Here is an 11,502-nt window from a genome sequence, read left to right on the forward strand (position 1 = left end):
GCGAGATTGATGCTTTAGGTGGACTTAGTGGAATCGTTTCTGATAAGAGTGCTATTCAATTTAAAATGTTGAATCTCTCCAAAGGTCCTGCAATGTGGTCGCCACGAACCCAAAATGATCGCATGCGCTTTTCTGAAGAATGGCGTATGCAGTTAGAAGCTATTCCTTTATTAGATTTCTATCAAGAGATGGTGGTAGGTTTAATTGTAGAAGGTGGAAAAGTTGTAGGTGTTAAGTCATCTTTAGGTATTGAAATACGTGCTAAAGCTGTCGTGTTAACTAATGGAACCTTCTTAAATGGCTTGATTCATATCGGTGACAAAAACTTTGGTGGTGGACGTGCTGGAGAAAGAGCTTCAACTGGAATTACTGGACAATTGGTGGACTTAGGTTTTGAGTCAGGAAGAATGAAGACAGGAACTCCTCCAAGAGTGGATGGTAGATCATTAGATTATTCTAAGATGATTCCGCAACCTGGTGATGTAAATACTTCTAAATTTAGCTATAGTAACCTTACTACAAATTTGACCAATCAGAGAGATTGTCACATGACTTATACAAGTCCAGAAGTACATAATTTGCTTCGTGAAGGATTTGATCGCTCTCCTATGTTTAATGGTAGAATTCAATCTATAGGTCCAAGATATTGTCCGAGTATTGAAGATAAGATAGACCGTTTTGCAGATAAAGACAGGCATCAAATTTTTGTAGAACCAGAAGGATGGCAAACTTGTGAGGTCTATGTAAATGGATTTAGTACTTCGCTTCCTGAAGATGTTCAGTTTAAAGCATTAAAATCGGTTGCAGGATTTGAGAACGTAAAGTTTTTCAGACCTGGTTATGCAATCGAGTACGATTACTTCCCGCCTACGCAGTTAAAACATACTTTAGAAACTAAGCTGGTTGATAATCTTTACTTTGCTGGTCAAATTAATGGTACAACAGGATATGAAGAAGCAGCCTCTCAAGGAATGATGGCTGGTATTAATGCGGTTAGGAAAATTAGAGAAGAAGAATCTTTTATCTTGAAAAGAGATGAAGCTTACATAGGAGTTCTTGTGGACGATTTGATTACAAAAGGAACAGAAGAACCTTATAGAATGTTCACGTCAAGGGCTGAATATAGAACCTTATTAAGACAAGATAATGCCGATTTGCGTCTAACGCCTCGTGCTGTTGATTTGGGTATCGTAACTGATGAAGCTTTGAAAAGAGTAGAGCGTAAACAAAATGAGTCTGAAAAAATGGTTCAGTTTTTACGTGACACTAGTTATGATTTTAATGAGATGAATCCGCTTTTGGAATCAAAAGGAAGTAAAAAAGTAACTCAAAATGATAAGTTATTTAAGGTATTTTCAAGACCTCAAATTACTCTTGATGATATTAAAACTATTTCTCAAGTAAAAGAATACTTAGAAGAGAATGATTTAAATGATGACATTTTAGAACAAGTTGAAGTACACGTTAAATATGCTGGTTATATCGACAAGGAAAAAAACAATGCCGATAAGTTACACCGATTAGAGAATGTTAAGATTCCAGCTAACTATGATTTTAAAAGCATCAAGTCACTTTCTTATGAAGCAAGAGAGAAACTTACCAAAGTACAACCGGTAACCGTTTCTCAAGCAAGTCGTATTTCTGGTGTGTCACCTAGTGATATTTCAGTTTTGTTAGTTCACATGGGTCGATAGTTTCACGTGAAACAATTTATGAATTTGAAGTTTCCTAAACATTTTCTAGAACTTAAAGATCACTTTCTCACGCAAGAAAAGTTTGATCTTTATATAGATCCAGAAACAGAGTTAATAAAAACTATTCCGCAACCTGAAAATTTAGATCGTTATTATGAGAGCGAAGATTACTTATCTCATGATGATAGTCAGGACTCCTTTTTTGCTCGCTGCTATAATTTTGCAAAAGGCTTCAATCTCAAATCTAAAACTTCCTTAATTAAGAAATTTGCTCAAAAAGGATCTGTTTTAGACATCGGTGCTGGAGTAGGAGATTTAGTTCTGGCGCTAAAGGAAGCTCAATTAAACGTAACTGGTTTTGAACCTAGCGAGAAAGCAAGAGCTGTTGCTAAAAATAAAGGAGTTGATTTATACGCAAGCTTAGATGACGTAGATGCTAATAGTTTTCAACTTATTTCTATGTATCATGTTTTAGAACACGTACCAGATGTTGAAAAACAAAAGGAAAAGATTCTACAATTGTTAAAACCAAATGGTGTTTTAATTCTTGCTTTACCTAATTACGAATCTTTTGATGCTAAATATTACGGAAGTTATTGGGCAGGTTATGATGTGCCGCGACATTTATTTCACTTCAACAAAAAAGCCGTAAAAAGTATTTTTGATAAAGAATTTGATATTATAAAAATGCAACCGATGTGGTTTGATAGTTTATATGTTTCCATTTTATCATCTAAATATAAAAAATCAACTTTCCCATTTCTTTCTGGAATATTCATTGGTTTGTTTTCTAATTTGAAAGCTATCATCACAAATGAACCTAGTTCCATCACTTATGTATTGAAAAAACGTTTTTAATACGTTTTGTACATCTGTTTCATTTCAAACTATAATGTGTGTAGCGATAAACATAAAAGCGGCTTAAATCGCTTTATTTTGATCCGTTTTTAATAGATGTAAATGATAGAAATTTTAGAAACTATAAGTTTTTATAATTCCATCAAATAAAGTCCAAAAATGCTAATCAAAAAGTAAATTCCTATTTGTGCAGCTCCTTGATAATCTTTTGCAATTCGCAAACCGCATAAAAGAACAAGCAATAAAATTGCCGATGTTACAAATGCATATTGTAACACTATTTTACTCTCTGAGTTGATAAGAGAAAAGTTACCGTATAGAAATAGTAGGATCGAAGATAGTTCTACAACAATTATTACATAAATAGAAACAAGAACTAATTTTCTAGAAAGCCTTCCTTTGAACATTTTGTTGTAATACTTAGTCGTTTCATTCCAGTCCTTAATTTTTTCAAACGCAGAAAACAAATAAGTTATACAAAGAAAAGCTGACAACAGTATTATGGTAGAATGGGATAGGAGCATTTTTGTAAATTTAAATTTTACTAATGGCTATTTTCCTTAAGAATGGAATTAATTCTACCCTTTAGTAAAATGACAAAGTGATTGTTTTATTCATTATTTGACTCGCTGGGCTTTCAATAAAAATCTTACTTAGAATGTAAGATACGAGTCATCCCTATACTCAAATCAGTAAGAACTATTTTACCATTTGCATTACGTTCTATATGATAAATGGCATCCTGAAGCTGCTTTTGTACTTCAAGCATACGGTTACCATCTACAAAAGGGGCAAATTTGCTTAAATCAAAACCACTTTGTGGTGATAAATAAACGGCGCTTTCTGCTTTGTAGTTTTTAAGCATTGCTTGTCTAAAGAATTCTATGCAATAATTTAAAAAGCGAATTTGAGTTTCTCTATTTACTGCAGCAATAGTATTTGCCCAATTCATTAAATCACTTATGGCAGTTATCTTAGTTTTAGCAACAAAAGCAGTACGTACCCATTGCACAAACCATTCTTCAAATTGTAAATCTTCAGCACTATTTTGAGAGAATTGAACTGCTTTCCGGTAATCTCCATCAGCTTGCCTAGCTATTATAGAGCTTTGACTTTCAGTTAATTGTAGGTGTTTTTGTAATCCCTGGGCGATGACCGCGGCATTTAATTTAGGTACATTAATGATTTGGCACCTGGATTTAATCGTGTTGATAATGCGATCATCAGACTCTGCTACTAATAAAATGATAGTATTTGCTGGTGGCTCTTCAATAAGCTTCAATAATTTATTAGCCGCTTCAGTATTCATTTTATCTGCTCCCCAAACGATGAGCACTTTATAACCACCTTCATAAGACTTGAGACTTAGCTTTTTCATGATAAGCTGCGCCTCAGCAACACGTATTTCAGCATTTTTTTTCTCGATATCGATGGCTTTATACCAGTCTGGCAAGCTACCGTAGCTATTCGTCTTTACAAACTCGCGCCACTCTGCTAGAAAAATATCAGATGTCGCTTTACTACTGCTACTTCCTACACTGGCAGGCATAGGAAAGGAGAAATGTAAATCAGGATGCGCCAGGTTGTTTAATTGTGCATGACAACTACTAGAGTTATCACGACAAAGAATATTTCTAGCATAAGCCACAGCCAGTGGTAAAACACCACTTCCCGTAGGACCTACAAACAATTGCGCATGAGCAATACGACTATTTTCTACCGTAGATTGTAGGTGCTTTTTAATGTGATCTAATCCTAAAACATCTTGATATTGCATAATGCAAATATAAGCGCAACTATCAAGCTCTTGAAATTTCTATAGTAGACACTATTTAGAATAAAAATTAGTTTTCTAACGCGTTAACCACAATATCATAACGTATCCATTATATTTGTTTTTAAACCATTTGAAATTCAAAGAATGACTATAGAGCAAATCAATTTTGAGAACAAAAAAGCCTTAATACGAGTAGATTTTAACGTACCGCTAGACGATGACTATAATGTCACTGATGCGACCAGGATTCAAGCTGCCAAAGACACCATTATTCATGTGTTAGAACAAGGTGGTTCTGTAATACTGATGTCGCACCTAGGCAGGCCTAAAAATAGTGAAGAAGAATTTTCATTAAAGCATGTTTGTGCAAAAGCAAGTGATATTCTAGGTGTTCAAGTAAAATTTGTAGAAGATTGTATAGGAGCAATGGCTGAAAATGCTGCGGCAGCTCTAGAAAGCGGTGAAGTCTTATTACTAGAGAACTTAAGATATTATAAAGAGGAGACTGCTGGAGATGCCGCTTTCGCGAAAGCGTTATCAAAACTAGCTGACGTATATATTAATGATGCCTTCGGTACTGCACATAGAGAACACGCCAGTACTGCCGTAATTGCTCAATATTTTGAAGAAAAATGCTTCGGAATGCTCATGAATAGAGAGATTGAAAGTCTTGATAAAGTGATGGAAACTCCAGAAAGACCTCTTGTAGCAATTTTAGGAGGCGCAAAAGTTTCTTCAAAAATTACAGTGATAGAAAATATTCTCAGCAAAGTAGATGATTTGATCATTGCTGGTGGGATGGCATACACTTTTATCAAAGCTCAAGGTGGTAAAATAGGAGATTCTCTGGTTGAAGATGATAAACAAAAACTGGCTCTAGAAATCCTTGAAAAGGCAAAAGAGACGAAAACAACTATTCATTTACCAGTGGATGTAGTAACGGCAAGCGATTTTTCTGAATTAGCAAATAAAGACGAGGCTGCCATTGACGATATTCCAGACGGCTGGATGGGACTGGACATAGGTGAAAAATCTAGAGAAAATTTCCATGCGGTGCTGCAAAATGCTAAAACTATTTTATGGAACGGTCCAGCTGGTGTTTTTGAAATGGAGCCGTTTTCTAAAGGAACGATTGCCTTAGGAAACTCTATTGCTATGGCAACAAAAAACGGTGCGTTCTCGTTAGTAGGTGGCGGCGATAGCGTGGCTGCGGTAAAGCAATTTGGTTTTGAAGATCAAGTGAGTTATGTTTCTACTGGTGGCGGCGCAATGCTAGAGATGCTAGAAGGAAGAACGCTTCCTGGTATTGCTGCGATGAATAAATAAGCATTTAAATTACACTTAAATACCTGTTATAATTAAATTTTTTAGAATCAGATGCTAGCTGGATATTTAAATCTAGTGCATCTGGCTCTATGAATTAGTAAGATATACTATGTATAAATACCTCCTATTTTTCCTTATTCCTATTTACACACTGCCTACTACAGCACAAGTGGTCGAGCAAGATTCTATAAAAACGCAAGGTAAAGTAGTCACGTATGAAGAGTATAAAAGACAGCAAGCTCAAAAAGATTCTTTAGAAACAGAGACCATCCTTTCTGTAGAAATTCCTGTGCAAGAAATAGCGGTAGATACTACAGTTTCAGGAACACCTTTAAAAATATATCCGGAGGTAGATGACTTTGATGAGAAGTTGCTTAATGAGTTGTATAATAACGATTTATATGATTATATGTACGATGAGATCGTACAAATGGATTATAGTGAGACTGTAAATCAAACGCTTCCTACAGATACGCTCAAGGCAAGACTTGCTATTATCAATGAGACCACACCTTTTCAGATTGATTATAACCCTATTTTAGAAAAGTTGATCAATAAGAAATTGAGTTATCAACGTGTTTACATGGAACGTTTAATGACGCTTAGCGATTATTATTTTCCCATGTTTGAACCTTACCTAGATCAATATGATATCCCACTAGAGATGAAATATCTAGCTGTTGTGGAAAGTGCTCTCGATCCTCGTATCAAGAGTAGAGTAGGAGCGACAGGATTGTGGCAATTTATGTTTACCACAGGTCGCAATTATAATCTTGAGGTCAATTCTTATGTAGATGAGCGTATGGATCCTATAAAATCTACACAGGCAGCTTGTAAATTTATGCGCAGTTTGTACAACATTTATGGAGATTGGGATCTGGTTCTTGCGGCTTATAATTCTGGTCCAGGAAATGTAAATAAAGCGATACGGCGTAGTGGTGGCTATAAAAACTATTGGAACATAAGACCTTATTTACCTAGAGAAACTGCTGGTTACGTTCCAGCTTTTCAAGCGATGATGTATTTATTTAAATATGCGCCAGAGCATGGTTTCCAGCCGCAACAAACTGTTTATAAAAGTATTGCGACAGATACGATTAGGGTAAAAAGAACTATTTCTTTAGAGCATGTAGCACAATTTACAGATCAAGATCTCGAGGTCGTGCAATTTCATAATCCGTCGTATAAACTGGATATTATTCCAGTGGTAAAAGGCAGAAACTACAGTTTGCGATTGCCCATAAGAGATGCTGCAAAATTTGTGAGTAATGAGGATGATGTCTACGCTTTCGCGAAAGCGGAATTTGAAAAGAAAGAAAAACCAATTCCAGAGCTCCTCAAAGCAGAAAGCAGAATCGTATATCGAGTGAAAAGCGGCGATTACTTAGGTAAAATAGCAAATCGTTATGGTGTGCGCGTCAGTCAAATCAAACGCTGGAACAGTCTTAGAAGTAATAATTTAAGCATCGGTCAGAAGCTGTATATTCATTCAAGAAATCCGATTACGAACTCCAGCTCAAAATCGACTAAAACACCTAATACTTACAAAGTGAAAAGTGGTGACAGCTTGTGGAAGATTGCCAATAAATATGGCATATCTATTGCAAGCATACGTAAATTAAATCCTTCTAAATCCCAAAACTTAAAAGCTGGGACAACTTTAAAACTAAAGTAAAATGAATAAAATATACTTAATCCTTGCCGTTTGTTTTGTGTTGATAAGCTGCGATGATAGGGCAGTAGTAGTACAAGATAGCGCAGGTAAATTAAACGATATTCTTGTAATCATAGAAAATGACGACTGGAATGGCGCTTTAGGAGATACCATAAGAAAAGAATTTGCACGACCTCTCGATGGCATCGTGAGAGAAGAACCTATGTTTACTCTTAATCATGTAAAACCTGCAGCTTTTAAAGGTATGTTGAGAAAGTCGCGTAATTACTTATTTGTTCAAAAAGCAGATAGTAGTGGTGTACGCATCAAGAAAGACCTGTTTGCAAATCCACAAATAGGAATTATCGTTCGTGGGAAAAACAATAAAGAGATCAGCAATGTCATTACAGAAAATGCTGATGATATGGTTTCCATTTTTAATAAGGGCGAGATAGAACGCAAGCAATTCCTAATGGACAAGGTCGCGTTAAATACAGACCGACTCAAAGAGCGTTTTGGTTTTGATATCATAATTCCACGCGCTTACCGTTATGCCACTTATAACGGAGAGATAGATAATAATTTCTTCTGGTTGAGACGTCCTATCAAAGAAGGGACAATGGACTTGATGTTTTATGAAGTAGATCGCAACCGCATTAAACGTAGTGACAGTACTGTATTGGACATCGTTAAGGTGCGTGATTCTATAGGAGCCATAAAGATCCTTACTGATGGTGGTCCATTCCAGACCGAGCCAGCTTATTCTCCTTTCTTAAATGAAAGCCAAATAGATGGCAGGTTTGCTTTTGAGACTAAAGGAACTTGGGAAATTAAAGATATGTTTGCAGCTGGACCATTTGTCAATTATGCGATTTACAATAAAGAAAAAGACAACTGGATGATCATAGAAGGTTATGTAAGTGCACCTAGTAGTGCACAACGCAATTACCTTTTTGAAATAGAAGCGATCTTAAAAAGTTTAAAGTTTATAGAGCCGCAAAAGGAGTAATATTTTCTTTCAAAAATAACCTTATAAAAAAACGGCATCATTGATAAAATGATGCCGTTTTTTATAAACTTTAATTTGACAACTAACTTTCTATATTGTTAGTATCTTCTTTTTTATCGTTTTCATCTTTTGAGGCCTCTTTAAATTCTTTGATTCCGCCACCTAGGCCGCGCATCAATTCTGGTATTTTCTTACCTCCGAAAATGAGAAGAATCACTACTACAATAAGTATGATACTCCATAAGCCTGGCATTGCCAAAAAGAAATTTGCTATCATGATTTCAATTTTAATAGTTTACAAAGATACAATAAGCCATAGAACAAGAAGTATTAAGGCTGTTAATCTTTAAAAATTCCACTTTTAAAAGAAAATTTAAAAAACGAGCTGTCTTTCCAACTCAAAAAAATTATTTTACCACATACCACATACCACATACCACATACCACATACCACATACCACATACCACATACCACATACCACATACCACATACCACATACCACATACTTTATTCCCTTAAAAACTATTTATATTTGTTACACGTTAGATAAACATGGCAAAAAAGAAAAAAAAGATCCAAAAGAATAAATGGACGCACCATTACCGCATGGTAGTGCTTAATGATGATACTTTTGAAGAACGCTTCAGTCTCAAATTGAACAGGTTAAACGTTTTCATTGTTACCATTATAAGTGCGGTTCTTCTTATAGGTCTTACTACAGTTCTCATAGCATTTACTCCTATTAGAGAATATATTCCAGGTTATGCAGACGTGACGACTAAAAAAATAGCATTAGAACTTTCTAAAGAAACCGATTCTTTGAAGCAACTCGTGGCAACAAATGACGAGTTTTACGGTCGTGTAAAAATGCTACTCAATGGAGATATCACTGCAGAAGAGTATGCCAGAATAGACAGCATCGCCAAAGTAGAAACAACAGTTGAGGTGAAAGACCTCAGTCCTATTAAAGAAGATAGTCTTTTAAGAGAAGAAGTCGCCCAAGCAGATCGTTACAGTGTCATCGCCGGAGCAAAAGCAAAAACCAACTTTGTTTTCTTCCCACCAGTAAAGGGAACTATTTCTGGTAATTATGATACAGAACTCAAACATTATGCAGTAGACGTGGTCGCAGCTTCAGGAACTCCTATAAAAGCCGCTGCAGATGGTACTGTGGTGTTTGCCAGCTGGAGTGCAGATACTGGTTATACTATTTTAATTGAGCATGCTTACGGCCTTATAACGGTTTACAAGCATGCTGGTAGTCTCAATAAAGAACAAAACGATCAAGTTCTTGCCGGTGAGGTAATTGCAAGTGTAGGTAATACAGGAGAACTTACCACTGGACCGCATTTGCATTTTGAAATTTGGAGTGATGGCTATCCATTAGACCCTACTAACTTTATCAACTTTGAATAAATGTCATTAAAATCGATTGCCGCAAAGATTTTTGCAGCCATTATTGATAAGAAAACTAAAAAATGGGCATCTGACCCAGTAGGCTCACAGGATAAAGTTTTTAAACAATTATTGAAGACTGCTGGTAATACCGCTTTCGCGAAAGCGCACTCATTTTCCAGCATTAAAACCCATCAAGACTTTATTGATCAAGTTCCAGTACGTGATTATGAGGATTTGCGACCTTTTGTAGATCGAGTAGTGGCAGGAGAAGAAGATATTTTATGGCCTGGAAAACCGCTTTACTTTGCTAAAACATCTGGAACAACTAGTGGTGCAAAATACATTCCTATCACAAAGGAATCCATGCCAGAGCATGTAAAAGCCGCCCGCAATGCTATATTAAGTTATATCCATGAGACGGGAAATTCAAAATTTGTCGATGGAAAAATGATTTTCCTTCAGGGAAGTCCAGAAATGGAGACTAAAAATGGGATTCAGTTAGGGCGTTTGAGTGGTATCGTGGCTCATTATGTACCTAATTACCTTCAGAAGAATAGGCTGCCTTCTATGAAAACTAATTGTATAGACGATTGGGAAACTAAAGTAGAAGCTGTCATAGATGAAACGCTTCCCGAGCAAATGAGCGTGATTTCTGGTATTCCTAGTTGGGTGCAAATGTATTTTGAACGTATTGTACAACGTACTGGTAAAAAAGTAGGCGATGTATTTCCAGACTTTAACCTCTTCATTTACGGCGGTGTGAATTTTGAACCGTATCGAGCAAAATTTGACCAATTAATAGGACGTAAAGTAGATAGTATCGAGCTTTTTCCAGCTAGTGAAGGTTTTTTTGCCTATCAGGATAAACAAAATGAGAAAGGAATGTTACTCCTTCTTGATGCCGGCATCTTTTACGAGTTTATTCCGGCAGATCAGTTTTATGATAAAAACCCACCAAGATTAACCATAGGCGAGGTAGAAATAGGTGTCAATTATGTACTTATTCTTTCTACCACAGCTGGTTTATGGGCATACAACATAGGTGATACTATTGCATTTACAAGTACAGCACCTTATCGTGTTGTGGTTACTGGCCGTATTAAACATTACATAAGCGCTAGTGGAGAGCATGTTATAGGTAAAGAGGTAGAAGAAGCTATGAAAACCGCTTCTGGAGAATTAAGCATTGTTATTAATGAATTTACCGTAGCGCCACAATTGAGTCCACAAGAAGGAGCATTGCCTTATCATGAATGGTTTGTAGAATTTGGTGAGACTAATATCGACTTAAAAAAACTTGAAGCTTCACTTGATCTTCAAATGAGAAAACAAAACTCTTATTATGATGATTTAATAACTGGTAAAATTCTACAGCCATTAAAAATTACATCAGTTCCTGAAAATGGTTTTAAAGAATACATGAAAACTATAGGAAAATTAGGAGGCCAGAATAAGTTGCCACGATTATCGAATGACCGCAAAATTGCTGAGGTTTTGGAAGAGATTATTAGCCGTGATAATGAGTAATAGAATAATTACAATTTGATATATTTACCAAAATCAATTATTTATTCATGGCATATTTACAATTACTAGCTTTATTTCTTTTAAGCTTGGCAATTTTGACTTTGATTAAAAACGACTTCTTTAAATGGATAATTGCCGTTATTTTTTCAGCGGTATTTTTGTTACAACTTTCTTCTGTTTATTTAACAGGTAATGTTGGTGATTATAAATTTTACGAACATCTAAAACAAAATGTTGTTACAAATATCTATAAAGAAT

Annotated in this window: 11 protein-coding genes; 8 read left to right on the forward strand and 3 right to left on the reverse strand. The window is 35.7% G+C overall.

The genetic code is table 11. The features are described from left to right. Both mnmG and A9Q93_RS02580 read left to right on the forward strand, forming a co-directional pair. Positions 1-1,694, forward strand: a 1,694-nt coding sequence (gene mnmG, locus A9Q93_RS02575; RefSeq protein ID WP_303685818.1) for a tRNA uridine-5-carboxymethylaminomethyl(34) synthesis enzyme MnmG, incomplete at its 5' end; no start/stop codon positions are given. Positions 1,695-1,712: 18 nt separating this feature from the next. After that, positions 1,713-2,552: a bifunctional 2-polyprenyl-6-hydroxyphenol methylase/3-demethylubiquinol 3-O-methyltransferase UbiG gene (locus tag A9Q93_RS02580; RefSeq protein ID WP_303685819.1), complete on the forward strand. Its 840-nt coding sequence runs from the start codon at positions 1,713-1,715 to the stop codon at positions 2,550-2,552. Between the two features lie 131 nt (positions 2,553-2,683). On the opposite strand, the gene A9Q93_RS02585 is transcribed toward A9Q93_RS02580, so the two are convergent. Further along, positions 2,684-3,076, reverse strand: coding sequence for a hypothetical protein (locus A9Q93_RS02585; protein WP_303685820.1), 393 nt, complete (start codon positions 3,074-3,076; stop codon positions 2,684-2,686). Positions 3,077-3,201: 125 nt separating this feature from the next. Then, positions 3,202-4,329, reverse strand: coding sequence for a DNA polymerase III subunit delta' (locus A9Q93_RS02590; RefSeq protein ID WP_303685821.1), 1,128 nt, complete (start codon positions 4,327-4,329; stop codon positions 3,202-3,204). Positions 4,330-4,473: 144 nt separating this feature from the next. Between A9Q93_RS02590 and pgk the strand changes: the two genes are divergently transcribed. From pgk to A9Q93_RS02605, 3 genes are all read left to right on the forward strand, one after another. Further along, complete coding sequence (gene pgk, locus A9Q93_RS02595) at positions 4,474-5,655, forward strand: phosphoglycerate kinase (protein WP_303685822.1); 1,182 nt, start codon at positions 4,474-4,476, stop codon at positions 5,653-5,655. 109 nt (positions 5,656-5,764) lie between these two features. Beyond that, on the forward strand, positions 5,765-7,330 hold the full coding sequence (locus tag A9Q93_RS02600; protein WP_303685823.1) for a lytic transglycosylase domain-containing protein: 1,566 nt from the start codon (positions 5,765-5,767) through the stop codon (positions 7,328-7,330). Position 7,331: 1 nt separating this feature from the next. Continuing rightward, complete coding sequence (locus A9Q93_RS02605; RefSeq protein ID WP_303685824.1) at positions 7,332-8,318, forward strand: DUF4837 family protein; 987 nt, start codon at positions 7,332-7,334, stop codon at positions 8,316-8,318. 82 nt (positions 8,319-8,400) lie between these two features. Here A9Q93_RS02605 and tatA read toward each other — a convergent pair whose 3' ends face one another. Further along, entirely contained in the window at positions 8,401-8,598 is a 198-nt protein-coding gene (gene tatA / locus A9Q93_RS02610) for a twin-arginine translocase TatA/TatE family subunit (RefSeq protein ID WP_111474645.1), read from the reverse strand. Positions 8,599-8,871: 273 nt separating this feature from the next. Here tatA and A9Q93_RS02615 point away from each other — a divergent pair, with 273 nt between their 5' ends. The 3 genes from A9Q93_RS02615 to A9Q93_RS02625 form a co-directional block, all read left to right on the forward strand. After that, positions 8,872-9,735 (forward strand): M23 family metallopeptidase, encoded by an 864-nt coding sequence (locus A9Q93_RS02615; RefSeq protein WP_303685825.1) that lies wholly within the window; start codon positions 8,872-8,874, stop codon positions 9,733-9,735. After that, positions 9,736-11,244, forward strand: a complete 1,509-nt coding sequence (locus tag A9Q93_RS02620; protein WP_303685826.1) for a GH3 auxin-responsive promoter family protein — start codon at positions 9,736-9,738, stop codon at positions 11,242-11,244. 47 nt (positions 11,245-11,291) lie between these two features. After that, positions 11,292-11,502 (forward strand): hypothetical protein (locus A9Q93_RS02625; protein ID WP_303685827.1); only part of this gene is annotated, 211 nt, incomplete at its 3' end.

This window comes from Nonlabens dokdonensis, assembly GCF_002162835.1.
In the GTDB taxonomy this organism is placed as follows: Bacteria; Bacteroidota; Bacteroidia; order Flavobacteriales; family Flavobacteriaceae; genus Nonlabens; species Nonlabens dokdonensis_B.

What these genes read in the sequence shown, in the direction of transcription:
- A9Q93_RS02580 (WP_303685819.1), top strand. Translation starts at nt 1,713, where the DNA reads ATGAATTTGAAGTTTCCTAAACATTTTCTAGAACTTAAAGATCACTTT.
- A9Q93_RS02585 (WP_303685820.1), bottom strand. Translation starts at nt 3,076, where the DNA reads ATGCTCCTATCCCATTCTACCATAATACTGTTGTCAGCTTTTCTTTGT.
- A9Q93_RS02590 (WP_303685821.1), bottom strand. Translation starts at nt 4,329, where the DNA reads ATGCAATATCAAGATGTTTTAGGATTAGATCACATTAAAAAGCACCTA.
- pgk (WP_303685822.1), top strand. Translation starts at nt 4,474, where the DNA reads ATGACTATAGAGCAAATCAATTTTGAGAACAAAAAAGCCTTAATACGA.
- A9Q93_RS02600 (WP_303685823.1), top strand. Translation starts at nt 5,765, where the DNA reads ATGTATAAATACCTCCTATTTTTCCTTATTCCTATTTACACACTGCCT.
- A9Q93_RS02605 (WP_303685824.1), top strand. Translation starts at nt 7,332, where the DNA reads ATGAATAAAATATACTTAATCCTTGCCGTTTGTTTTGTGTTGATAAGC.
- A9Q93_RS02615 (WP_303685825.1), top strand. Translation starts at nt 8,872, where the DNA reads ATGGCAAAAAAGAAAAAAAAGATCCAAAAGAATAAATGGACGCACCAT.
- A9Q93_RS02620 (WP_303685826.1), top strand. Translation starts at nt 9,736, where the DNA reads ATGTCATTAAAATCGATTGCCGCAAAGATTTTTGCAGCCATTATTGAT.